The sequence below is a fragment of the Streptomyces sp. R35 genome, assembly GCF_041053035.1.
GTDB classification, from domain to species: domain Bacteria; phylum Actinomycetota; class Actinomycetes; order Streptomycetales; family Streptomycetaceae; genus Streptomyces; species Streptomyces lutosisoli.
On sequence record NZ_CP163440.1, the window covers coordinates 5,304,593 to 5,326,874 of the forward strand.

18 protein-coding genes, 2 tRNA genes, 1 pseudogene and 1 riboswitch are annotated in these 22,282 nt (G+C 71.2%); of the genes and pseudogenes, 10 read left to right on the forward strand and 11 right to left on the reverse strand.

The features are described from left to right. Positions 1-431 precede the first annotated feature (431 nt). Positions 432-2,534, reverse strand: a complete 2,103-nt coding sequence (locus tag AB5J50_RS24270) for an asparagine synthase-related protein (RefSeq protein ID WP_369260471.1) — start codon at positions 2,532-2,534, stop codon at positions 432-434. Positions 2,535-3,304: 770 nt separating this feature from the next. Here AB5J50_RS24270 and AB5J50_RS24275 point away from each other — a divergent pair. The 4 genes from AB5J50_RS24275 to AB5J50_RS24290 all read left to right on the forward strand — a co-directional run bounded on the left by AB5J50_RS24275 (position 3,305) and on the right by AB5J50_RS24290 (position 8,732). Beyond that, entirely contained in the window at positions 3,305-4,729 is a 1,425-nt protein-coding gene (locus tag AB5J50_RS24275; RefSeq protein ID WP_327429883.1) for an MFS transporter, read from the forward strand. 214 nt (positions 4,730-4,943) lie between these two features. Continuing rightward, positions 4,944-6,149, forward strand: coding sequence for an L-2-hydroxyglutarate oxidase (gene lhgO / locus AB5J50_RS24280; RefSeq protein WP_369260472.1), 1,206 nt, complete (start codon positions 4,944-4,946; stop codon positions 6,147-6,149). A gap of 324 nt (positions 6,150-6,473) precedes the next feature. After that, positions 6,474-7,331 carry a tRNA (guanosine(46)-N7)-methyltransferase TrmB gene (trmB, locus tag AB5J50_RS24285; protein WP_369260473.1) on the forward strand — a complete coding sequence of 286 codons (858 nt, stop codon included), beginning with the start codon at positions 6,474-6,476 and terminating at the stop codon, positions 7,329-7,331. A 63-nt stretch (positions 7,332-7,394) separates the two neighbouring features. Beyond that, positions 7,395-8,732, forward strand: coding sequence for a PrsW family intramembrane metalloprotease (locus AB5J50_RS24290; protein WP_369260474.1), 1,338 nt, complete (start codon positions 7,395-7,397; stop codon positions 8,730-8,732). A 157-nt stretch (positions 8,733-8,889) separates the two neighbouring features. On the opposite strand, the gene AB5J50_RS24295 is transcribed toward AB5J50_RS24290, so the two are convergent. The 5 genes from AB5J50_RS24295 to AB5J50_RS24315 all read right to left on the reverse strand — a co-directional run bounded on the left by AB5J50_RS24295 (position 8,890) and on the right by AB5J50_RS24315 (position 14,252). Beyond that, positions 8,890-9,834 carry an aldo/keto reductase gene (locus AB5J50_RS24295; RefSeq protein ID WP_369265496.1) on the reverse strand — a complete coding sequence of 315 codons (945 nt, stop codon included), beginning with the start codon at positions 9,832-9,834 and terminating at the stop codon, positions 8,890-8,892. Between the two features lie 165 nt (positions 9,835-9,999). Then, positions 10,000-11,040 carry a M23 family metallopeptidase gene (locus AB5J50_RS24300; RefSeq protein ID WP_369260475.1) on the reverse strand — a complete coding sequence of 347 codons (1,041 nt, stop codon included), beginning with the start codon at positions 11,038-11,040 and terminating at the stop codon, positions 10,000-10,002. Positions 11,041-11,051: 11 nt separating this feature from the next. Beyond that, positions 11,052-11,209: riboswitch (cyclic di-AMP (ydaO/yuaA leader) on the reverse strand. A 233-nt stretch (positions 11,210-11,442) separates the two neighbouring features. Then, positions 11,443-12,654 carry a PP2C family protein-serine/threonine phosphatase gene (locus AB5J50_RS24305; protein WP_369260476.1) on the reverse strand — a complete coding sequence of 404 codons (1,212 nt, stop codon included), beginning with the start codon at positions 12,652-12,654 and terminating at the stop codon, positions 11,443-11,445. A 112-nt stretch (positions 12,655-12,766) separates the two neighbouring features. Next, positions 12,767-12,840: transfer RNA gene (locus tag AB5J50_RS24310), tRNA-Met, on the reverse strand. A gap of 275 nt (positions 12,841-13,115) precedes the next feature. Next, complete coding sequence (locus AB5J50_RS24315) at positions 13,116-14,252, reverse strand: dihydrofolate reductase family protein (protein ID WP_369260477.1); 1,137 nt, start codon at positions 14,250-14,252, stop codon at positions 13,116-13,118. A gap of 72 nt (positions 14,253-14,324) precedes the next feature. Here AB5J50_RS24315 and AB5J50_RS24320 point away from each other — a divergent pair, with 72 nt between their 5' ends. Together AB5J50_RS24320 and ribA are read left to right on the forward strand one after the other, a co-directional pair. Beyond that, positions 14,325-14,828 carry a MarR family winged helix-turn-helix transcriptional regulator gene (locus AB5J50_RS24320; RefSeq protein ID WP_369260478.1) on the forward strand — a complete coding sequence of 168 codons (504 nt, stop codon included), beginning with the start codon at positions 14,325-14,327 and terminating at the stop codon, positions 14,826-14,828. 246 nt (positions 14,829-15,074) lie between these two features. After that, entirely contained in the window at positions 15,075-15,701 is a 627-nt protein-coding gene (gene ribA, locus AB5J50_RS24325; protein ID WP_369260479.1) for a GTP cyclohydrolase II, read from the forward strand. Here the strand turns inward: ribA and AB5J50_RS24330 are convergent. After that, complete coding sequence (locus AB5J50_RS24330) at positions 15,688-16,068, reverse strand: hypothetical protein (protein ID WP_369260480.1); 381 nt, start codon at positions 16,066-16,068, stop codon at positions 15,688-15,690. The two genes, ribA and AB5J50_RS24330, sit on opposite strands and share 14 nt — an antisense overlap. 103 nt (positions 16,069-16,171) lie before the next feature. Between AB5J50_RS24330 and AB5J50_RS24335 the strand changes: the two genes are divergently transcribed. Then, positions 16,172-16,720, forward strand: coding sequence for a DUF6817 domain-containing protein (locus tag AB5J50_RS24335; RefSeq protein ID WP_369260481.1), 549 nt, complete (start codon positions 16,172-16,174; stop codon positions 16,718-16,720). A gap of 129 nt (positions 16,721-16,849) precedes the next feature. Here the strand turns inward: AB5J50_RS24335 and AB5J50_RS24340 are convergent, their stop codons facing one another. Further along, a complete protein-coding gene (locus AB5J50_RS24340) occupies positions 16,850-17,281 on the reverse strand; it encodes a hypothetical protein (protein ID WP_369260482.1) in 432 nt (143 codons plus the stop codon). Positions 17,282-17,810: 529 nt separating this feature from the next. On the opposite strand from AB5J50_RS24340, the pseudogene AB5J50_RS24345 reads away from it, so the two are divergent. Next, positions 17,811-18,035 (forward strand): annotated as a pseudogene (locus tag AB5J50_RS24345) (sigma factor-like helix-turn-helix DNA-binding protein); the annotation flags it as partial. A 518-nt stretch (positions 18,036-18,553) separates the two neighbouring features. Continuing rightward, the gene (locus tag AB5J50_RS24350) at positions 18,554-18,706 is read left to right on the forward strand and encodes a hypothetical protein (protein WP_327429897.1); all 153 of its coding nucleotides are present in this window, start codon (positions 18,554-18,556) and stop codon (positions 18,704-18,706) included. 113 nt (positions 18,707-18,819) lie between these two features. Here AB5J50_RS24350 and AB5J50_RS24355 read toward each other — a convergent pair whose 3' ends face one another. After that, a complete protein-coding gene (locus AB5J50_RS24355) occupies positions 18,820-19,368 on the reverse strand; it encodes a YciI family protein (RefSeq protein ID WP_369260483.1) in 549 nt (182 codons plus the stop codon). A gap of 696 nt (positions 19,369-20,064) precedes the next feature. Between AB5J50_RS24355 and AB5J50_RS24360 the strand changes: the two genes are divergently transcribed. Continuing rightward, positions 20,065-20,253: a hypothetical protein gene (locus AB5J50_RS24360; RefSeq protein WP_369260484.1), complete on the forward strand. Its 189-nt coding sequence runs from the start codon at positions 20,065-20,067 to the stop codon at positions 20,251-20,253. A gap of 167 nt (positions 20,254-20,420) precedes the next feature. On the opposite strand, the gene AB5J50_RS24365 is transcribed toward AB5J50_RS24360, so the two are convergent. Continuing rightward, positions 20,421-20,496: transfer RNA gene (locus tag AB5J50_RS24365), tRNA-Lys, on the reverse strand. Positions 20,497-20,617: 121 nt separating this feature from the next. Then, positions 20,618-22,153: an amino acid permease gene (locus AB5J50_RS24370; protein ID WP_369260485.1), complete on the reverse strand. Its 1,536-nt coding sequence runs from the start codon at positions 22,151-22,153 to the stop codon at positions 20,618-20,620. Between the last annotated feature and the right edge of the window lie 129 nt (positions 22,154-22,282).

A 22,282-nucleotide genomic window follows, 5' to 3' on the forward strand; every position in this document is an offset into this window, starting at 1 on the left:
GGGCTCCGCCCCTTCGACCCCGTTCGGTTGTTTGTCGGGTGCGGGCCGGTGGGGGCTGGTCGCGCAGTTCCCCGCGCCCCTAAAAGCGAAGGCGCGGGGCTGCGCCCCGCGATAGCCCAGGAACCGTTCGTCACACGGATCCACGCCCGCACCCGGCGACGCACGGCCGACACGCGCCCACAGCCGACACGCACCCGCAGCCGACGACGCACGGAGCTCCACCCACCCCCAGCTGGCGACGCACGACGGCCCTACCCACCCTCACCCCCCCCGGTACGGCGGCACAGTCGGCGACGCACGGAAGGGGCCGTGCCGGTACGTCCAGCCCGTCGCTTACGGGGTTATGGGCAAGTTCATGCTGTGGCAGCAGGCAGTAATGCCCACCGGCGACGGGCTGGACGTACCGGCACGGCCCCGACCCACAACGCCGCCTACCCCCTCCGAACCGCCCCCGCACCCGCACCCAACGCCCGCCCCTGCGGCACAATCCCGGCCGGCACGGCGCGCTGTCGGGCGGGGGTTCCCGTCCAGCAGGTTCCCCGGCGGGCCAGCAACCGGCGTAGCCACAGTTCCAGGGAGACCAGATCGGCGAGACCGTCGAGGGGCAGGGGCTCGCCCTCCGCGGCCGCGCGGAGGGCCTTGCGGACGACGCGGGCCTCGACGAGGCCCGCCTGGGCGAGCAAAGGTGTGTCGAAGAGGGCGATCAGGGAATCCGCGGCCACCCGCAACCCCGTGCGTGCGGCCGCCGCCGAGGACGCGTGGGACGGTGCTCCCCACCCGGGGGGCAGATCCGCCACGCCGGCGCCCTCCAGCACCGTACGGAGGATCGCCGCGCGAGCGCCCGGCTGCACCCGCAGCGCCTCGGGAAGGTCACGGCACGCGCGTACCACCTGGTTGTCGAGGAACGGCGCGTGCAGCCGCTGGAAGCGGATCTCGGCGGCCTGCTCCAGGACGCGCAGATCGGCCGCGTGACGCGCGAGCGCCGCACGCGCGCGGAAGTCGCCCGGCCGCTGCCCGGGCCCGACCCCCGGCCGCCCCGTCGCCCCTTGCAGGCGAACCGATACTTCAGCAAGCGCCTCACCGGTCAGCCAACGCGCCGCGGGCCCGGGCCTGGCCCAGGTGAGCGCGGCGAGCGACGCCCCCACGGCACCCCCCGGCTCCTCGAACCGCCGGTGCAGCAGCCGGTCGGCGAGCACGTCGACGCCGGTGCGGTACGGCGTACGGGCCAGCTTGCGCGCGGCGCCGTACACGCGCGCGGGGACCATCACCGAACCGTCAGCCTTCGCCAGCGCCGCGACGGGCCGCACCAGGTGACGCCGTTTGCGGTCCATCAGCAGGTCCGCGAGCCGCGCCGGATGGGCGTCCAGGACCTGCCGCGCCCCGTACCCCGTGAAGTGGTCCGCGCTCCCGGCCGACAGCCGCGCGCGGTGCCGGGCCGCCGTCACCAGTGACGGGCCCGGTTCGTCCGTCAGCGGGCCGTCCAAGTCGGCGTAGGGGAGCACCTCTTCGCCGCCGGTGACGACCACATGGTGCAGCCGGGGATTCGCGGCGAGCGTCCCGGCCCGCTCCAGCTCGGCCTCCCGCCCGCTGACGGCAAGGTCGTTGAAAGTGACCGCCAGAAGTCGCTCACCAGCGCCCGTACCGTGCCCCAGAACAGTCCCCGGCGCCCCCGGAAGCCCCGCGGCGAGCAGCGCCAGCGTCCCCGAGGCGGGCCCTCCGGAGAGGTCGGCGCCGATCCCCGGCACCGGCATCCCGCGCGCGGCGCGCCGCTCGGCGGGCCCCATCCCGGGCACTGGCCCGGGGTCCACATCGGTGCCCGGCACATGACGCGGCGCGGCGAGACGCGTGCGTACGGCCTCTACGAGGGCGTCGCGCACGGCGTCCACGGCGCTCGTGGGGTCGGCCGAGGGCGCCGCGACCGCGAGGGAGGCGACCGGCTCGTATCCGGCGATCTCGCGCGCCCCGGCGCGCAGGATGAGCGCGTGCCCCGGCGGGATGCGCCGCACGCCGTCGTACGGAGTCGAGTCGTGCACCGCGGCCGGTACGTCGGGGGCGGCGAGCAGGGCCGCCAGGTGCCCGAAGTCCAGGTTCGCCTCGATGAGGTCGGCGAGGGGGAGCGCGGCGGTCGCGTAGGCCGTGCCGCCCGCCCAGGGGGTGTAGAACACGGGCCGCGCGCCCGCGAGATCGCCGCAGACGGTCACCCGCCGGCCCACCTGGACGACCGCCGTATAGCTGCCGGACCAGTTGGTCAGATGCCGAATCGCCCCTCCGCGCGCGGCGAACAGCCCGACGCGCAGCTCTTCGTCGGAGGCTCCGCAGGTGCCGAGTACGGCGATACGGTTCTGCGCGTCGGCCTTCACGACGCGCACCTCGTCGGGACGCCAGTCGCCGACAGCCCAGAGCGGATCGGGGTCGCCCCACAGGAGTTGGGAACCCACCGGGTGCACGGTCTCGCCGTCGTTTCCGGTGGCGCCCGCCGAGCCGATTTCAGGCGCTCTGGCGACGGTGCTGCTCCACCCCACCAACCATCGCATCGCCGCCTCCACAGGCTGTGGACAACCAGTGCACCGTACGAACTCGGCACCATGCTGCCACGAAGGACGCGCGCGGGAGGGTTCCTGCGGCGGCTTGCGCTCCCTGGAGTGCGCCCCCGTGCGAGCGCCCGCGCCGCCAAGAAGCCGACGCACAACCGATGTCGGGCGAAGTCGAGCCGCCGCGCGGCCGACGAGAGGCCGCCTCCGGGCGAACCCCCGGGGCGACGTTTGGGCAACGTCCGGGCGACGTCCGACCCCCGCCGGGCCGACGCGAATGCGCCCCCGATACGCTCCCCAAAAACACCCTACGCGCCCTCAACTGACGTGGTAGGAGCCCTAATTGCCTCCGACGGCCACCGTCGATTTTCGGCCAAATCAGCTACGGGCGGACAAGAGCGCACACGCTCCGTACAGGCCCTGCGCACCGCTCCGGCAACGCACAGTCCGGGAGGCGGAGTTCGCCTCCCGGACCGGTCCGCCGCCCGCGGGGATGTAGGCGGCGGTGTCCCCCAGCCCACTGGATCCAGTACAGCGGGCCGACCCACGCACAATCCATGGAAGCGCTCCCCCGATGGCCGGAGAAGAGCGCACGGACGGGCGCACGGCCACACAGCGGGAGCACGCCGCAACCGTCCGTACTGTCGTACGGACCACAATCCCGCCATCCGGAACCAGGCCTCTTAACGCTTGGGATTGGGCGAACTACGCTGGGTTTACGAATGCCGCGTGGTTATGCCATCGCGGCAGCCGTCTGTGTCGAGGGGTGGCGCATGTCCAGGGAGCAACGCGGGCCGAACGAAAAACTCGGCGCCGTTCTCGCCCTCGCGGGAATCAGCAACGCAGGACTCGCACGACGCGTCAACGACCTTGGCGCTCAACGCGGGTTGACTCTTCGCTACGACAAGACGTCGGTGGCGCGCTGGGTGTCGAAGGGAATGGTGCCGCAAGGTGCGGCGCCGCACCTCATCGCGGCCGCCATCGGCCAGAAGCTCGGCCGCCCGGTGCCGCTCCACGAGATCGGCCTGGCGGACGCGGATCCCGCACCCGAGGTGGGCCTCGCCTTCCCCCGTGACGTCGGACAGGCGGTGCGGTCGGCGACAGAGCTGTACCGCCTCGACCTGGCCGGGCGCCGGGCCGGCAGCGGCGGCATCTGGCAGTCGCTCGCCGGGTCATTCGCAGTGAGCGCATACGCAACTCCCGCTTCACGGTGGCTGATAACCCCGGCCGACAGCTCGGTGGCGCGCGAGGTGAGCCCCGGTGAGGGCTCCGGAGCACCGCTGAAAGTCGGCCACAGCGATGTGCAGAAGCTCCGCGAGGCAGCCGAGGACGCCAGGCGCTGGGACTCCAAGTACGGAGGCGGCGACTGGCGTTCATCCATGGTGCCCGAGTGCCTGAGGGTGGAGGCGGCGCCCCTGCTGCTCGGCTCCTACTCGGACGAGGTGGGCAGAGCCCTCTTCGGAGCCAGTGCCGAGCTCACCCGCCTCGCCGGGTGGATGGCGTTCGACACCGGCCAGCAGGAGGCCGCCCAGCGCTACTACATCCAGGCGCTGCGCCTCGCCCGAGCGGCCGCCGACGTGCCCCTGGGGGGCTACGTACTCGCGTCCATGTCCCTCCAGGCGACATACCGGGGCTTCGGCGACGAGGGCGTCGACCTCGCCCAGGCCGCTCTGGAACGCAACCGAGGACTGGCGACAGCCCGCACCATGAGCTTCTACCGCCTCGTCGAGGCACGCGCGCACGCGCGCGCCGGCGACGCCCAGGCGGCCGGCGCCGCCCTGAAGGCCGCCGAGGGCTGGCTGGAGCGGGCCCGGGACGGCGACAACGACCCGTCCTGGCTCGGCTTCTACTCGTACGACCGTTTCGCCGCCGACGCGGCCGAGTGCTACCGCGACCTGAAGGCGCCGCGCCAGGTGCGCCGCTTCACCGAGCAGGCGCTGTCGAAGCCGACGGAGGAGTTCGTACGCTCCCACGGCCTGCGACTCGTGGTGTCGGCGGTCGCCGAGCTGGAGTCGGGCAACCTCGACGCGGCATGCGAGCAGGGCGTACGGGCGGTGGAGGTCGCGGGGCGCATCTCCTCCGCGCGCACCACCGAGTACGTGAAGGATCTCCTGCACCGACTGGAGCCGTACGGCGACGAACCGCGCGTGGCCGAGCTGCGGGAGCGCGCACGGCCGCTGCTCATGGCCCCCGCGTAGGCGCTCCGCTGGGGACAGGGTCCCTCGCGTCTGCCGGGTTCCTGTGGTGTCGGGGCTGCGGGTTGTCGGTGGCTGGTCGCGCCCACGCGGCGGAGCCGCATGATGTGAGCGCCCCGCGCCCCCTTACGCCCCTTCGGGGCGCAGGGGGCCTCCCCCCGGGTTTGAAGGCATTGTCAGTGGCGCAGTGCACTATCGAAGCCGGGAGGTGGAGCAGGTGCCGAGCGTGTACGACTGCGATGTGCTGGTGATCGGCGGCGGGATCGTCGGCCTGTCGACGGCGTATGCGATCACGCGCGCGGCGCCGGGCACCCGGGTGACGGTGCTGGAGAAGGAGCAGGGGCCCGCCCGGCACCAGACGGGGCGCAACAGCGGGGTGATCCACAGCGGGATCTACTACCGCCCGGGATCCCTGAAGGCGCGGTACGCGGTGCGGGGCGCCGCCGAGATGGTCAAGTTCTGCGCGGAGTACGGCATCGCGCACGCCGTCACCGGCAAGCTCATCGTCGCCACGGACAAGGCGGAGCTGCCCCGGCTGCACGGACTGGTCCAGCGCGGCCGGGAGAACGGCATTCCGGTACGGGAACTGGGCCCGGCCCAGATAGCGGAGTACGAGCCGCAGGTGCGCGGCCTCGCCGCCATCCACGTCGGCACCACGGGGATCTGCGACTTCGTCGCGGTGGCCCGGCAGCTCGCCGAGTCCTCCGGGGCCGAGATCCGGTACGGGGCGGCTGTCGTCCGCGTCGACCAGCGCCCCGGCCTCGGCGCCGCCGTCCGTACGGCCGACGGGGCGGTCGTCCGCGCGCGCGTGCTGGTCAATTGCGCGGGGCTGCACTGCGACGAGATCGCCCGGCTCGCCGGGGACGACCCCGGCATGCGGATCGTGCCCTTCCGCGGCGAGTACTACACGCTGGCGCGGCCCGAGCTGGTGCACGGACTGGTCTATCCCGTGCCCGACCCGGCCTTCCCCTTCCTCGGGGTGCACCTCACCCGGGGCATCGACGGACACGTCCACATCGGGCCGAACGCGGTGCCCGCGCTCGCCCGGGAGGGGTACGGGTGGGGTGCCGTCCGGCCCCGGGAGCTGGGCGCGACCCTGGCCTGGCCCGGTTCCTGGCGGATAGCCCGGCGGCACTGGCGGTACGGGGCCGGGGAGCTGCGGCGTTCACTGTCGAAGCCGGCGTTCACCGATGCCGTGCGGCGGTTGCTGCCCGCGGTGACCCCGGACGACCTCGTCCCCGCCCCTGCCGGAGTGCGGGCTCAGGCCGTCCTTCGCGACGGGACCCTGGTGGACGACTTCCTGATCCGGGAGGGCCCCCGGACCGTGCACGTACTGAACGCTCCCTCCCCTGCGGCTACGGCTTCGCTGCCGATCGGGAGAGAGGTCGCACGGAGGGCACTGGCTATGTTGACGGCGGCGTGAGGGGGTGTTCTTCGCCCCCGCCGCCCCTACCCGTCCCATCCCTGGGGGCTGCGCCCCCAGCCCCCCTAAAAGATTGCGCAGTTCCCCGCGCCCCTAACTGCTCGGGGCGACGGGGCGCAGCCCCGAGCCGTTAGGGGCGCGGGGAACTGCGCGACCAGCCCCCACCGGCCCGCAGCCGACGAACAACCCCCACGCACCCCACCCACCCGCAGCCGAAGAACCCACCCCGGGGTCTGGGGCAGAGCCCCAGGAACGGGATGGGACGGATAGGGGCGGCGGGGGCGAAGAACATGCCCCTCTCCGCCCCGTAAAATCGACCCCACTGTGTCTGACTCCCTTGGCTCCCCCGAAGAGCCCGCACCCGCCACCACCGCCACCACCCCCGACGGCTCGCTGCATCACGCCCGCGCCAAGGGTGAGCCCCGCTTCCCCGACGGGCCGAAGGCCGACCCCGCGGGGTCGCACTTCGAGCGGCGGATCCGGAGTTTTCAGCCTCGGCGGAGCCGGGTGACGACCGGGCAGGCGGACGCGTTGCAGCGGCTGTGGCCCAAGTGGGGTCTGGACATCGACGGGCAGCGGACGATCGATCTCGCGGAACTGTTCGGGTCCGACCTCCCCGTCGTGCTGGAGATCGGCTTCGGCATGGGCGAGGCCACCGCGCAGATGGCGGCCGAGGACCCGGAGACCGGAATCCTCGCGGTGGACGTGCACACCCCGGGCCAGGGCAATCTGCTGAATCTCGCCGACCGGAACGGACTGTCCAACATCCGGGTCGGCAACGGCGACGCGATCATCCTGCTCAGGGAGATGCTCCCGCCGGAGTCCCTGAACGGCCTGCGCGTGTACTTCCCCGACCCCTGGCCCAAGAAGCGGCACCACAAGCGGCGGCTGATCCAGCCGGAGTTCCTCAGCCTCGTCGCGACCCGCCTCAGGCCGGGCGCCCTCGTGCACTGCGCGACCGACTGGGAACCGTACGCCGAACAGATGCTCGAAGTGCTGAGCGCGCACCCGGACTTCGAGAACACCCAGCCCGACGGCGGTTACGCGCCACGTCCCGACTTCCGGCCGCTGACCCGTTTCGAGGGCCAGGGACTGGACAAGGGTCATGTGGTGAACGACCTCCTGTTCCGGCGCGTACAGCACCTCGTGCACCACCAGGACCAGCAGTCCAGCGGCGACTGAAGCCCCGCACACGGCACCAGGCGCCGTCGCGGGCTGCGCCCCTGTCTCGTTAGGGTCAATGCCGTGGCCACCTGTCCCCCGTACCCGACGCACCCCAGCGGTCCCGCCGGCGGTGCGCTGCGGCACGCGCACTGGTGGCAGCGGAAGCCGGTGCGCTACGGCGCGCTGATCACGCTGCTCGCGATATCGGGGCTCGTGATCCTGGCCCTCGTCCGCGAACAGACCGGCACCGAGGGCTTTCTGGTGGGCCTCGGCCTCGCCGTGTTCCCCGTGCCGCTGCTCGTCGCCGCCTTCCGGTGGCTGGACCGGGTCGAGCCCGGGCCCTGGCGGAACCTGCTCTTCGCCTTCGCCTGGGGTGCCTGCGCGGCCGCGCTGATAGCGATCGTCGCCAACAGCTTCGCGACCAGATGGATAGCGACGGCGACCGCCGACCCGTCCAGCGCCGACACCCTCGGCGCGACCGTCATAGCGCCGATCGTGGAGGAGTCCGCGAAGGCCGCCGCCGTGCTGCTGGTCTTCCTCTTCCGCAGACGGGACTTCACCGGGATCGTCGACGGTGTCGTCATAGCCGGGGTCACCGCCACCGGCTTCGCGTTCACCGAGAACATCCTCTACCTCGGCACCGCCTTCGGCACCGACCAGCTCAGCGGCGAGCGCGGGCTCGCGTCCGTCACCGCCGCGACCTTCTTCGTCCGCGTGGTGATGTCGCCCTTCGCGCACCCGCTGTTCACCGTGCTGACCGGCATCGGCTTCGGCATCGCGGCCATGTCCGCCGAACGCCGGCATCTGCGCCGCGTACTGCTGCCGCTGGGCGGGCTGCTGCTCGCCATGGGCATGCACTCCGCCTGGAACAGCTCGTCGAGCTTCGGGGAGTACGGGTTCTTCGCGGTGTACGCCGCGTTCATGGTGCCCGCTTTCGGGCTGCTGACCTGGCTGGCCATCTGGACGCGACAGCGGGAGCTGCGCACCGTGCGCGCGGAACTGCCCGCGTATGCCCTCGCCGGGTGGCTGACCGCGCCGGAACCGTACGTCCTGGGGTCGATGCGGGCGCGGCGGCTCGCCCGTGAGTGGGCGGGACATCACTTCGGGAAGGCCGCGGGGCGCTCGGTCGCGGAGTACGAGGCGTACGCGACCTCGTTGGCGTTTCTCCGTCATCGGGGGCGGCGGGGGCGTGCGGGGGCCGACTTCGTCGTACGGGAGCGCGAGTTGCTCGACGAGCTGTGGCGCCGCCGGGACATCGCCCGGCCGGCCCTGGCGTACGCGGCCCGGGCGACGGCTCCGGTGGTCCCGGTACCCCCGCCGTGGCCCGTACACGGCTACGCGTACACCTACGGCCAGCCCTACACCCAGCCCTACGGACCTGCGGCCCCGTATCCCGCGTACAACCCGTACCGCTCGTAGTTTCCTCGCCCCCGCCGCCCCTACCCGTCCCATCCTTCTGGGGCTCCGCCCCAGACCCCGTAGGCCGGTTCGTCGGCTGCGGGCCGGTGGGGGCCGTTCGCGCAGTTCCCCGCGCCCCTAAAAGGGGCGCGGGGAACTGCGCGAAAGCCGGGAGCTGCTACGCCGAGGCCTCCGTCAGCTTCCCGAGGTCGCCGTCCGTCAGGACCAGGTCCGCCACCCCCAGCAGCGCCGGCAACTGCTCCACCGTCCGCGCCGAAGCAATCGGTGCCGCGACCGTCGGCTGGGCGGCCAGCCACGCCAGCGCGACCGTGGCCACCGGGACCTCGTGGGCCTGGGCAACCTCGTCGAGGGCGGCCAGGACCCGGACACCGCGCTCGGAGTCGAGGTGGCGTGCCGCGCCCGCGGAGCGAGGCGAGTCGACCGTCGCGCCCGGGCGGTACTTGCCGGTGAGGAAGCCGGAGGCGAGCGCGAAGTACGGGACGGCGGCGAGGCCGGTGCGGGAGGCGAGATCCTGGAGCGGGCCCTCGTAGGTGTCGCGCGAGACGAGGTTGTAGTGCGGCTGGAGGGCGACGTACCGCGCGAGGCCCTCGCGGTCGGAGAACTCCAGGGACTCCTGGAGCCGCTCGGGCGAGATGTTGGAGGCGGCGATGTGGCGTACCTTGCCGGCCTTCACCAGTTCGTCGAGCGCACCGATGATCTCCTCGACCGGCACCTCCGGCTGGTCGAAGTGCGTGTAGTAGAGGTCGATGTGGTCGGTGTCCAGGCGGCGCAGGGACGCCTCGGCCGCGGCCTTGATGTTGGCGCCGGACAGCCCCGGGAACTCGGGGTGCTGGCTGACCTTGGTGGCGACCACGATGTCGGAGCGGTTCCCGCGTGCCTTGAGCCACTTGCCGATGATGGTCTCGGACTCGCCGCCCTTGTTGCCCTCGATCCACGACGAGTACTGGTCGGCGGTGTCGAGGAAGTTGCCGCCGGCGGCCGCGTACGCGTCGAGCACGGCGAAGGACTGTGCCTCGTCGGCGGTCCAGCCGAACACGTTGCCGCCCAGGGAGAGCGGGAAGACCTCGAGGTCGGACGAGCCAAGCTTGCGGAGAGAAGTCATGATCAGCTTCAACGCCCGCACGGGATGACTGTATTCCAGACAAACCGGACCGGCAGCCCTGACGTCGGGGGGTTGTCGTCAGGACCGCCGGGGATCAGGAAAAGAACGGCGCCGGCCTAAAAAGAAGCCGACTCCAGGAGAAGCCGGCCTCAAGAGGAACCGGTCTCAGGGATTGAGCCCCTTGCTGAGCAGCCACGCCATCGGGTCGATCGCGGTGGCGGCGCCGTCGGGGTGGACCTCAAGGTGCAGGTGCGGCCCGGTGACATTGCCCGTCGCGCCCACGCGCCCGATGACGTCGCCCGTGGCGACCTTCTGCCCCACGCTGACGCTGATCGACGACTGGTGGCAGAACCACAGCTCCGTACCGTCGTCGAGGGTGAGGATCGTGCGGTAGCCGTACGCGCCCGCCCAGCCCGCCTCGGTGACGGTGCCGCTGTGGATCGCCTTGATCAGGGTGCCGGTGGGCGCGGCGAAGTCGAGGCCCGTGTGGTAGCCGGAGGACCACATGGAGCCGGCGTCGCCGAAGCGCCCGGTCAGCGTGTACGAGGAGGTGGGCAGCGAGTAGCTCTTGGCGAGCTCGGCGAGACGCTTGGCCTCGGCGGCCTGCCTGGCTTCCTCGTCCGCCTTCTTCTTGGCGGCGGCGGCCTTGGCCTCGGCGTCGTCCTGCTGCTTGGCGGCGAGCGCGACGGCCTGCTTCGCGGCGGCGGCCTCGGCGGCCTCCTGGGCCGCGCTGTCGACCTGGTCCTGCTGCGACTCGGCCTGCTGGATGATGCGGGCGCGCAGCGCCTCACCCGCGTCGGTGCTGCCCTGCGCGGTGTCGGCGCTGGTCAGGCCGGCGGTGGTGAGCGGGGTGGAAGAGCCCTTGGGCGTGGCGGAATCGCCGTCGGATATCAGGGCCTTGGCGGATTCGGTGACCGACGACAGGTCGGGCAGCGAGATCGACACCGGCGGCTTGCCGGGCGCCGCGGTGGCCATGCCACCCGCGCCCACGGCGGCTATGACGCCGACGCCGAGAACCGTGGAGCTGCGGGCGAGTCCCCCACCGCGCTGCTTGCTGACGCGGTGCCGGCCGCGAACGGGACGGACGGAATCCTCAGTGGGGTTCCACTCCTCCCAAGGCCCCTCGTCGTTGCCGTAGGCGTAGCCGAAGGGCTGTGTGTCGTTCGGCGCGAACGAGGTTGGCTGGGCAGGCCGGTTGGACGCCACGTGGGCGCACTCCTTTCCTTCCTTCTCGCCTACCGGGTTAGCTGACGGGTTCGGAGCAGGAAGGTCTCCTACGCGCGTATACCTGTCGTGTTCCCACGACGGATTACGCTCGATTCACCCCAAGTTGGTGGTTCCCCGGTTCCCTTGCGGGATTCGGCGCGTGCGCACGGAGCCATCTCTTGTGACGGCTGGGACGACCGCGCTGCGTTATCGAACGTTAATAGACCCGGGTACCGGATTCCAAGCTGTTCGGACTGATCGTTAACGCTTTTGGCCAGGACTTTGGGGTCACCACTGGCGTAAACCGGGCGAGTTGACCACGCTTCATCGACGTCGATTCAGCTGATGGTGTGTCAGCTGTTATGCGGAGGGACACCGTCCGATCACCCCTTGTGACAACGATCAAGAACCCCCCTCGGCCAACTCCCCCGGACGCCGTACGGCGAGCAGCGCCATGTCGTCCGTCAGGGCGCCGCCCGTGTGCCGGCGGACCTCCTCGGCCAGGGCGGTCAGCAGAGCGTCGGGCCCGGGGAAGGCGCGGCCGACGAGACGCGGGGCGGGATCGTAGAACTCCCCGCGCTCGTCGCGGGACTCGGACAGGCCGTCGGTGTGGAGGAGCAGCGTGGCTCCCCGCGGGAATACGGCCGCCACCGCCCGGTCGGGCCAGGTGCCCAACTCGCCCATGCCGAGCGGCAGCGCGGGATCCTCGGTGGCGAGCGCGACGAGCGTGCCGTCCGCGTGCAGGAGCAGCGGCGGGGGATGGCCGCGGTTGACGATCCGTACGACGTCCGCGTCGTGCGGGATCTCCGCGAGTACGGCCGTCGTGAACCCCTCGAAGGCGTCCAGGCCGTCCCGCCGGGTCCCCTCGCGGGCCAGCGCCCGCTCAAGACGGCAGGCGACCGCCTCCAGCGTCGCCTCCTGCTCGGCCGCCTCCCGGAACGCCCCGATCACCACCGCTACGGCGGCCACCGCGCCCATCCCCTTCCCGCGTACGTCGCCCACCACCAGCCGTACGCCGTGCGGGGAGTCCTGCACTGCGTACAGATCGCCGCCGATGAACGCGTCCGCCTGCGCCGCCTCGTACCGCGCCGCGACCTCCAGACCGCCGATCCGCTCCTCGGGCTCCGGCAGCACCGCGCGCTGCACGGACTCGGCGATCTCGCGGACCGAGGCGAGCCGTTCGTCGCTGCGGCGGACGAGGATGTTGATGAGCACGGCCAGGACGGCGGCCGTGGCCACGGTGGCCGATTCGGTGACCGAGTCGACGTTCAGGACGATGTCGAGCTTGAGGTGGACCGCGAAGACGGCGGCGAGGGCGAGGATGCCGGTGAGGACGGTGCCGCGCAGTGAGTAGAGGGGCGCGGCCACGAGGGGGGCGGCTGTGAAGAGGGGGGCCGCGGTGAAGTCCGACGGGGTGACGTAGTCGTAGACCGCTCCGACGGCGATGAGCAGTGCGGGAAGTGTCCGGACGAAGGCCCGTGCGTTCGAGATCCTGCGGCGGGCCGGGTCCGTCGGGACGGGGGTGGCCCCCGGGGCGGGATCGGGCGCGGGTACGGGTACGGGGCTGTCGGTCCGCTGCTCGTCTGCTTGCTGCCCCACTCGTTCAGGGTTCATGGAGTGAGGGGCCGGGGCGAGCGGTGTGGACCGACCGGGGGACGTGGGACGCAGGTCCGCATGCACCAAGGGCCGGAACTCGTGAATCCGAGTTCCGGCCCTTGGCCTTCAGTAGCGGGGACAGGATTTGAACCTGCGACCTCTGGGTTATGAGCCCAGCGAGCTACCGAGCTGCTCCACCCCGCGTCGTTAAAACCAGTGTACGCCATCCGCGGGACCCCCAGCACCCACGTTCCCCAGCACCGGTTTCTCGCCCCCCGAGCCCCGCTTAAAAGATTGCGCAGTTCCCCGCGCCCCTAAAGACAAAAGACGGGGGCGGCCTGGACGCTTTTAGGGGCGCGGGGAACTGCGCGAGCAACCCCCACCGGCCCGCAGCCGACGAACTACCCCCGGGGGTCGAAGGGGCAGAGCCCCTGGGGATGGGACGGGTAGGGGCGGCGGGGGCGAGGAAACCGCCGGGCCTAGCCCAAGAGGTGACGGTTGGGGGCGGTCGCGCGTTGCTCGTACTCCGGGAGTACGACGACATCGGCACCCTCGGCTGCCAGCAGCGCGTTACCGTCGGCGCCGGCGACGAACGTGTCCGGCTCGCGCCAGGCGGTGACAACCCGCCGTACCCCCGCGTCGAGAATCAGGCGGGCACACGGCGCGGGCCGGGAGGCGCGGCGGGCGCACGGCTCCAGACTGCTGTACACCGTGGCGGAGCCGAGACGCGGGTCGGCGGGGTCGATCTTGGCGAGCGCCGCCTCCTCGGCGTGGACCACGGAATCGTCCCCCTCACGGGAGTGGCCCCGGGCCAGCTCGGTCCCGTCGGCGGCCACGACCACCGCCCCCACACTGAACGCGGTCTCCGAGGGCGGACACAACTCCGCCAGCTCACACGCGAGCCCCAGCCAGTGCCGGTCCGCGGCCGAGGCGAGCCCCCCGACACCGGGCGCCGTGGGGACGTACCGGATGAGGACGACGTCCCCGACGGGCCGTGTTTCCACCAGCCGCATCCGCCCGGGGGGATACGCCCCGGGCCCGAACAGCCGCGGCGCGTCCACCTCCCCCACGAACAACGGCGCGACGGCGAGCTGCAGCTCGTCGGCGAGCCCCTCCCGCATCAGCTGGGTGTGCACCCGCCCACCCCCTTCGACCATGAGGCGCCGTACACCTCGTACGTCATGAAGGTGTTCGAGGAGGACACGCCAGTCGAGATCGGGCCCGGTCGACACCACCTCGACACCGAGGCCGTGCAGGAGGTCGGAGGCCTTCGCCGCGCCCTCGTCCGTCGTATAGATGACCTTCTCGCCGCCCGTGTGCCAGAACTGCGCCGCCGGGTCGAGGTCGCCGGACCCGCTGACGGTGACCTTCAGCGGGTACTCGGGGCGTCCGGAGGCGATCCGCGCGGCTCGCCGCTCGGCCGAGTTGACCAGGAGCCGCGGATTGTCCGAGCGGAGCGTGCCCGCGCCGACCAGGATCGCGTCGCTGGACGCCCGTACCTCGTCGACCCGGTCGAAGTCGGCGGCGCCCGAGAGCAGCAGCCGCTCGGGGCCGGTGTCGTCCAGGAAGCCGTCGAGGGAGACGGCGGCGGACAACAGGACGTAGGGGTGGGGCATGGGGCGCACCCTCCAGCTCCGAGCTCTAGGCTCCTAGTGGTTCAACTTTTAAACAGTACCTAGACTGGCGGCATGACGACCCGCTGGCTCTCGCCCGCCGAACAACGCGCCTGGCGCTCGTTCATCGCCGCCTCCTCGCTCCTGGAGGACACGATCGACCGGCAGCTCCAGGCGGATGCCGGCATGCCGCACCTTTACTACTCCATCCTGGCCATGCTCTCCGAGGCACCGGACCGGCGGCTGCGGATGACCGACCTCGCCGAGATCCTGAAGATCACCCGAAGCCGGCTGACGTACGGCGTGACCCGGCTGGCGAACGACGGCCTGGTACGCCGGGAGGGCTGCCCCAGCGACAAGCGCGGCCAGGTCGCGGTGCTCACGGACGAGGGCATAGCCATCCTGGAGCGGGCGGCGCCCGGCCATGTGGAGCAGGTCCGGGCGGCACTCTTCGACCATCTGACCCCGGAGCAGGTCGGACAGCTGGAGGAGATCTCCGCGAGCATCGCTCGGGGCATCCAGGGAGAGAATCCCGGGGCCTGCGGGGAAGATCTGCCGTGGCGGCGACGTTCCTCCTGAGGCCGGCGTCACGAGCCGGCGGGGGAGCCGAGCCGCGCAAGCCCTGCGAGTCGCGCGAGCCGCGCGAGCTATGTGATGCATGTGAGCCGTGCGACACATAGTCGGCCAAAAAGCGTTGCTTGAACTTTAAAGCACCGTGTACTGTCTCTCCCGGACCTAGTGCTTCAAATCTGAAACACTGCTCCGCACATGGCATGACAACCGGCGCCACACCTGGCACCACACCCGCTGGACCGGAGAGACAACATGCGCGATTTCCCCACCGCCACGGTGCGCACCCGCGTCACTGTGCCCCTGCGTTTCGGCGACGGCTACTCGGTCGACGCGGAGCTCGTCACCTTCCACGGCCTCGCCGACGAGAAGGAACACCTCGCCGTCGTCCTCGGCAAGCCCGCCGCGAACCCGCTGGTGCGACTGCACTCCGAGTGCCTGACCGGCGATGTCTTCGGCTCGGCCCGCTGCGACTGCGGCCCGCAGCTGCGCGAGGCGGTGGAGCAGATCGCGGAGCGGGGCGGCGTGCTGCTGTACCTCCGTCAGGAGGGCCGCGGCATCGGCCTCTACAACAAGCTCGACGCGTACGCCCTCCAGGACCAGGGCCTCGACACCTACGCCGCCAACGCCGCTCTCGGCCTGCCCGAGGACGGCCGCGACTACACGGCCGCCGCGCAGATGCTCCAGGCCCTCGGCATCGACTCCCTGGACCTGCTCTCCAACAACCCCGACAAGGCCGATCAGCTGCGCGACCTCGGCATCACGGTCTCCCACCGCGTCCCGACGGGCGTCTTCACCACGGCCCACAACGTCCGCTACCTGCGCGCCAAGGTCCTCCAGACCCAGCACACGCTGCCCCTGACGGAGCTCACGGCGGGCTGACACCCTCCTCGCCGGCCATCCACCGAAGCCGCCTGACCTCCGCCACCAGCCGGGGCACGGCGTCCCTCGCCAGCGCGATGAACGCCGCGTTCTCGTCCCAGCGTTCGTCCGCGCAGTCGACGTAACGCGGCTGCTGCACCAGCGTCGCCGCGACGATCTCACCGTGGTCGAACGCCGGCCACCGCTCACCCCGCCCGGTGTCTTCGACCGTGCTGACCGCCACGAGATTCATGGCGTGGTCGTCGTCCAGGCTCCGCACGAACCACGGCCCGGGCGTGGCCGCCGCGCACAGCTCGTCGATCGCGTCGAGGTCGAGCCCGCCAACCGCCATGTCCGCCGTGCCTGCCGCATCTGCCATGTCCGCCATGTCCGCCATCCCGTGCCCCCATTGACCGATCCGATGTCCCGGTCAAGGATCGTTGAACAGGGCCGGCGGTCCGGCGGTTTTCTCGCGGCGGGAGAAGCAGTCAGTGGAGTCAACGGCGCAGTCCTCCAAAGCCATCGCCCTGCTGCGCGAGCTGGGCGCGGCGGACATCGAGCACCCGGGCGGCACCCTGCTCGCACACCTGGTGCGCGTACGGGACCGGCTGGCGCGCTGGGAGGCCCGCCCCGCGCTCCAACTCGCGGGCCTGTGCCACGCGTTCTACGGCACCGACGGCTTCGCCACCGCCCTCCTGCCGACCGACCGCCGCGCCGAACTGACCGCCGTCATCGGCCCCGAGGCCGAGTCCCTGGTCCACTTCTACGCGAGCTGCGACCGCACGGCCTCCTACCCGGCCCTCGCGGACCCCTCCGGCACCTTCCACGACCGCTTCACGCGCACCGTCTCGACACCGGCCGTCCAGCAGCGCCGCGACTTCGCGGAACTCACCGCCGCCAACGAACTGGACCTCGTGGACGAGAACCCCGAATGGCGCAAGCAGTGGGGCGCGGACCTCCTGGACCTCTTCACCGGCTTCCGGCCGCTGCTCAGCGCGCACGCGTGGCGCGACTGCGAGGACATCCTGGCCGCCTCCTGAACCACTTCTTGCCGCCCACGCTCGCCAAGATCGCCATTTCCCCTGTTTCTCGCCCTAGGGAGTAGAGGGCCGTGTTTCCGCCACGGCTCCGGAACCTGAGGAGAACAGCACATGCACAGCGGCATCGACTCAGCTGCTGAGGATCGGCCCGCCGCACACGACGAGGAGGAGCGGCAGCTGGTGGCCGATCTGCTCCGCCTGCGTCTGCGCCTGGACGAACTCGCGGCCAGCCAGGTCGTCTCCGCGAGCCGGCGGCTCGCTCTGGAGATGGCACCCGTCCTCGAACCCGTCTGGGGCCTCGTCGCCGACCGGCGCAAGGGCGTGGGCTTCCTCATGCAGTGCGGGACCGCCGATCCGGCCGAACACGCTGTCCGCGGCAACGCCGCCGTCGCCGAAGCGGCCGTACAGACCTATCAGCGGCCGCGGCTGCTCGGCGCGGAGGGCAGGCAGGTGTGGGCGGCTCTGGCGCGGCCGGCCGACACCGCTCGCCCACGTCCGCGAGCCGCTGAGCCTCGGCGTGCGGCCGGGCGCAGGCGGCACCGGCGCGGAGGCACGCCCCACCCTGTCGCTCCAGGTGGACGTCCGTCCTGTGCTGCCCGGCACACTCCACGGAAGCTGGGAGCACGAGGCCTCAATCGTCCCGGCGCTGCGTGCCGTGCTCCGGCGCTGGTGCGATCTGGCCCGCCACAGCAGCGCCGACAGCAGCGCGGGGGAGGTCGCGCGGCTGACGCTGGCGGCGGCCCTGCTGGCCCGCGGCGCGGCTCTGGACGGGGACATCGCGACCGTACGGTGGTTCGTCAAGCGCTGGCTGGGGCTGAACGCCACCGGCACGCGCGTCGACGGGACGATAGCCGCGCTGCTGGAGGACGGCTGGACCCGCCGCACCGTGGACGCCGAGTTCTCCGCCGTCCAGGACTCGGTCGCGGACGTGCGCATCGAGTCCCTCTACCAGCACCGGCTGCACCGGCCCGTGTGGGAGACCGAGCTGCGCGGAGCACCCGTGGCCCTGCTGTCCGATCTCGCGTCGGCGCGCGAGGGGGAGCAGTTCGACCTCGCCTCCGGCGAAGCCGAGGACGACGTGACCGCCATCGTCAGCCGAACCCTGATGACCGAGCAGATGCACTCCGTGCTCGACACCCTCTCCGAGCGCGAGGCGAAGCTGGTCCTGGGGCTCTTCGAGGGCGAGCGGACACAGGCCCAGCTCCAGGCGGAGCTGGGTATCACCCGGTACCGGTTCGAGAAGATCCGCCGCGATGTCATGCGCAAGCTGCGGCATCCGTCCCGATCGCAGGTGCTCCGTGACTACCTCGACTGACCAGCGGACCCCGGCGGCCCCGGACCCCACTCCTGGCCCCATCCCCATCCCCGTCCCCGACCCCGACCCCGACGCCGAAGCCTGACCGTCGCGATCACCCATGGAGACGTGGCGCAGGACCCCATGCGTCTGTGGGCCCTCGTCGCGCTCAACATCGCGACCATGGCGTACGACCTCACCGACCGCTGGCTGCAACATCGACCGGCCGGGAGGACCTAGGCCGACAGGGCAGGGCCTGGAACCAGGGCGGGCGCCGAACGCCCCGACCCACCGAGGTGGTTCGGGGCGTTCAGTGGGCATGCAGGGGCGAGCGGCAACTCGTCGGCACCAGCCCTGTACGTCACCCGGGGCGCGCCGGAGTGTACGGCCGACTCGCCCATGAGGCGGCTCCGGTTGTGAATTCTGTCCGGATTCCAGTCGTTGTTTCCTTCGGATGCGGGGCACTCGGGAGGGTGCTCGGGATACGCAAGGGGGCCGCCGAAGCCGGTGGCGGTGCGGACAACGGGAGGACCTCACCGATGAACGGTCAGACGGATCAGCGGACGGTGCTGCTGGCGCTCGTTGGTTGCGGCGCGGTGTACGCGGCCTTCGAGCATCCCTCGTTCGGCGCCGCGCTCTTGGTGGGGGTCGGCGTGGTGACACTGCTGCACATCCTGATGAAGGACCGGTGACCCGCGGTGCCGCTCGGCTCAGCTTTCTGGATCCAGTGCTGGAGCAGGTTGCCCGGCGGAACGCTCCTGCGGTCAACCGCCAGGTGCCGTCGGCGCGGCGCGTCCTTGGTTCGTCACGACCGCCCGCCGAACTGCCAGTTGTGGACCTCGATGTCGGCATACCGGTCCGGGCTCAGGACGGCGCGTGCCGTGTCCGGGTCCGGGGCCCGGACCAGCACCGCCGTGCCCAGCCAGGTGGCGCCGTCGTCGGACAGCAGTGGCCCGTACGCGATCAGCTCGTCACGGTCGGGCGGCACGACGAGGTCGACGGCCTGCTCCGAGCCGAGGCCGAGCACCAGATACCGGTTGCCACCGGTCCGGCCACCAGGGAAATCCCACATGGTGCGCCCCAGCATGTTGCGCCACCGGCGCAGCAGCACGTCCCGGTACACGCCGGCCTGATAGTTGGGCTCGTCGAAGGCGAACGCGCGGGCGGCAGCGGGATCCGGCAGGTCGACGATGTGCACACTGCCGGTGGCCGTTTCGCCGTCGTCGGCGAGGGTCGGGCCGCGAGCGATCATCTCCGCCGCGTACCGGTCCATGTACGACCAGTGCTCTTCCAACAGCTTGTCGCGCAACGTGCCCGAGCCGGGCCTGTCGCGGTGGTAGCAGAGGAACTCCATGCGCAGAGACTCTCCCCAACACGGCAGCATCGCAACGGGATTTGGCAACGATGACCACACACTCCTGGCGCGGTTTCCAGTCGCCGTCGCCGCTGGTCCGGTTCGGGCTCCGGCGCCGATTCTTCTCGGAGCTACGCAGCAGTTCCCCCGCGGTGAGCGTCACGGTCGCCACGACGCGGACCCAGCGGGGCCCGCCGCGCTGGGCCCACACCACACATACGCACCCGCCGACGGTGAGCGCCAAGATGCCGAGCAGCAGGCGTCGCGCATCTCCAAGTGCACAGCGGAGCGAGTGCAGTTGGAGATCAACTCATCAAACGTCGGCACGCTCGACGGCATCGCACGCCTCCCTGATCATGTGCACCATCCTGGCCGGGATACGGATCACTGCCTCGCCTTCCGGGATCCCTTGCGCGTGGCCCGGAACCTCGAAGGCGGCGCATTCCGCCTCCAGTTCGGGCCCCGGCTTCCAGCCCTGGAAGACGATTCACGCCAGCGGAGGCACGCGGGTGAAGACCACAATGGACCCGCCCATCACCCTCGAACTCCCCCTCAGCGAACCCGCCCCGGTGCCGGGCTGTGGTGTGTGTGGGGCGCTGGCCCGACAGCGGGCCACTACACGGCCGCGGGGAACCCGTCGCGGGCGACGGACTGCAGTGTCGAGATCCGCAACCACCCTCACGGGGGTGGCGCGCGATGAGCGGCATCAGGCGGGAGTGGCGCGACGCGGGAAGCGCGGGTCACATGCAGCTGGTCGCCAAGAGCGGCACGTACAGCCGCATGCAGACCGCATACCGCGCCTTCCTCAATCACTCCACCGGGTGCGAGGGCTGCGGGCGCGGAGAGAGGCGGTGCGCCACGGCGGACGAGCTGTGGAAGGCGTAAGGCGTACCGTGCCGCGCGCACCTAGACCCCGCCGGACGCCGCTCCGGCCGGGGCCGCTCCCTTCTTGATCGTTCACCTCTCGGGCCAGCAGCGGGCCAGCCAACGATCTCCGGGCCCCCGAAACGTACCGAAGCCCCAGTTCAGATGCACTCTGACCTGGGGCTTCCTGGTAGACCCTGTGGGACTCGAACCCACAACCAATGGATTAAAAGTCCACTGCTCTGCCAATTGAGCTAAGGGTCCACGCACCGGCCGACGCCGATGCGTCGCACCGGCCCGTGCCGATGCATCCCCGAGCATAGCCGGACGAGGCCGGGACTCCGATCGGGTATCGGCGACCCGGCCACGCCAAAAGCGTGCAAGGTTACGGATCGACCGGTTCGGGCGCGCCCTTGCGGGCCGCCTCGCGGGCGATCGTGCGGTGGTGTTCGGGGTTGAGGAACCAGTGGCGGGCCGAGGCCAGCCACCAGGTCGCCGCGAAGCCGAGGACGACGAGGACGGCGATCGGGGCGTAGTTGAAGGTCTCCCAGGTGACCGGCGAGACCTGGGGCAGCATGAACAGGACCGTGATGACGACCACCCAGGCGACGGCGACCACGCCCACCGGGCGGGACCAGCGGCCCAGGTGCCAGGGCCCGCGCTCGAAGGCGTCGCCCTTGCGCACCCGTAGCAGCGTCGGGATGACGTACGCGACATAGAGCCCGATGACCGCGATCGAGGTCACGGCGGCGTAGGCCGCGTAGTTGATCAGGTACGGGAGGCCGAGGACGAGTGCGGACAGCGCCGCCAGCCATACGGCCGCGACCGGTGTCCGGGTGCGCGGGCTGACCGTGTGCCAGATGTGCGAGAAGGGCAGCGCGCCGTCGCGCGAAAAGGCGTAGATCATGCGGCTGTTGGCCGTGACCGACGCCATCCCGCAGAAGAGCTGTGCGCCGATCACGACGAGGAGGAGGAGCTTCCCGGCCGTGGCGCCCAGCGCGTCGAGCAGGATCTGGGCCGGGGGCGCGCCCGTCGCCGAGCCCAGCTCATCGTCGTACGACTGGATGGCGAAGGTGAAGCCGAGGAGCAGCACGAAGCCGGCGATCCACGACGTCCAGATGGACTGCACGATGCCCTTCGGGCCGGCCGTGGCGGCGTCGTGGGTCTCCTCCGTCATATGGGCGGAGGCGTCGTATCCGGTGAACGTGTACTGGGCCATCAGCAGACCGATGAGGACGACGTACACGCCGCTGCCCCAGCCCGTTTTGTTGACGAACTCCGTGAAGACGAAGGACGCCGACTGGTGGTGGTCCGGTACGAAGGCGAGCGCGCCCACGATGACTCCGACGCCCACCACGTGCCACCACACGCTGATGCTGTTGAGGAGGGCGACGATCCGGACGCCGAAGGTGTTCAGGAGGCCGTGCAGGACCAGGATCCCGGCGAAGAGGAGGACCGTGCGGCCCGGTGTCACCTTGAAGTCGAACTGGAGGTTCAGATAGGCGCCCAGGAAGGACGCGGCGCCGAAGTCGATGCCGGCGGTCACCGCGATCTGGCCGAGGACGTTGAACCAGCCCGTGAACCAGGCCCAGGCGGCCGCGCTGCGGGGCGGGGCGAGCCGGTGCGCCCAGAAGTACAGCCCGGCCGAGGTCGGATAGGCCGAACAGATCTCGGCCATGGACAGCCCCACGAACAGCGTCATCAGTCCGACCGCGACCCAGCCCCAGGTGATCACCGCGGGGCCGCCGGTGTTCATGCCGAACAGATACAGCGTCAGGCAGCCCGACAGGACCGAGATGATCGTGAAGGAGACCGCGTAGTTGGAGAACGCCGACATGCGGCGGGCGAGAACCTGCGTATAGCCGAGCTGGGCAAGCCGTTCTTCGTCCGACAGCCCACTCGCTATGGCGTCATCTGTCATGCCCCCAGCGATTCCCTTGCCAGGGGCACGACATGCGCCAAGTCGGGAAGCGGTGTGGCCTAAAAAAGGCCCTTGCAGCTCAGCCGACCGGTGGCGATCTTCACCCGCGAGCCGAATGATCCGTTCCCC

Bases quoted from the DNA above. Each gene is read 5' to 3' on its own strand.
- AB5J50_RS24360 (WP_369260484.1), top strand. From the start codon at position 20,065: ATGAGCGGCATCAGGCGGGAGTGGCGCGACGCGGGAAGCGCGGGTCAC.
- AB5J50_RS24315 (WP_369260477.1), bottom strand. From the start codon at position 14,252: ATGCCCCACCCCTACGTCCTGTTGTCCGCCGCCGTCTCCCTCGACGGC.
- AB5J50_RS24270 (WP_369260471.1), bottom strand. From the start codon at position 2,534: ATGCGATGGTTGGTGGGGTGGAGCAGCACCGTCGCCAGAGCGCCTGAA.
- AB5J50_RS24355 (WP_369260483.1), bottom strand. From the start codon at position 19,368: ATGGAGTTCCTCTGCTACCACCGCGACAGGCCCGGCTCGGGCACGTTG.
- AB5J50_RS24330 (WP_369260480.1), bottom strand. From the start codon at position 16,068: ATGGCGGACATGGCAGATGCGGCAGGCACGGCGGACATGGCGGTTGGC.
- AB5J50_RS24350 (WP_327429897.1), top strand. From the start codon at position 18,554: ATGAACGGTCAGACGGATCAGCGGACGGTGCTGCTGGCGCTCGTTGGT.
- AB5J50_RS24275 (WP_327429883.1), top strand. From the start codon at position 3,305: ATGTCCAGGGAGCAACGCGGGCCGAACGAAAAACTCGGCGCCGTTCTC.
- AB5J50_RS24320 (WP_369260478.1), top strand. From the start codon at position 14,325: ATGACGACCCGCTGGCTCTCGCCCGCCGAACAACGCGCCTGGCGCTCG.
- AB5J50_RS24305 (WP_369260476.1), bottom strand. From the start codon at position 12,654: ATGAACCCTGAACGAGTGGGGCAGCAAGCAGACGAGCAGCGGACCGAC.
- AB5J50_RS24295 (WP_369265496.1), bottom strand. From the start codon at position 9,834: ATGACTTCTCTCCGCAAGCTTGGCTCGTCCGACCTCGAGGTCTTCCCG.
- ribA (WP_369260479.1), top strand. From the start codon at position 15,075: ATGCGCGATTTCCCCACCGCCACGGTGCGCACCCGCGTCACTGTGCCC.
- AB5J50_RS24370 (WP_369260485.1), bottom strand. From the start codon at position 22,153: ATGACAGATGACGCCATAGCGAGTGGGCTGTCGGACGAAGAACGGCTT.